General features: G+C 53.2%; 1 protein-coding gene. It reads right to left on the bottom strand.

All coding sequences use genetic code 11. From position 1 onward, the window contains the following. Positions 1 to 404, bottom strand: a 404-nt coding sequence (locus tag C1J01_RS48735; RefSeq protein ID WP_220040514.1) for a hypothetical protein, incomplete at its 3' end; no start/stop codon positions are given. Positions 405 to 419: the final 15 nt, after the last annotated feature.

Consider the following 419-nt stretch of genomic DNA (forward strand, 5'->3'; position numbering starts at 1 on the left):
TTAGTGATCAGATGATAGTCATCGATGACCAGATAAAGTGGGCTATGCCATTCCGCCAGCTCAATGAAAAGCTGGGCGAAGAGTGACGTCAGGCTGGCATATTGCCGTTTTTGCGCCATCGTCTCACATATCGCGCAGTGACCGTTGGTTGCCTGTTGCACGGCGGCAATGAGATAGCTGGCGAAACGCTCTTGCTGGTTATCACCTTCATCCAGCGAGTACCAGCCGATATCGTTTTTGCCTGCCGCCCACTGGGAAATGAGCGTGGTCTTTCCGTAGCCCGCAGGACTTGTGATCAGCGCCAGCCGGAAGTTGTTCGCGCCGGAAAGTTTAGCCAGCAGGCGCTCACGAACCACGGTATGGTCGAGTCGAACCGGACGACTTAATTTTGACGGAATCAGCATAGTTAATCACTTCAC

The organism is Nonomuraea aridisoli (assembly GCF_003236395.1).
Classification (GTDB): Bacteria; Actinomycetota; Actinomycetes; order Streptosporangiales; family Streptosporangiaceae; genus Nonomuraea; species Nonomuraea aridisoli.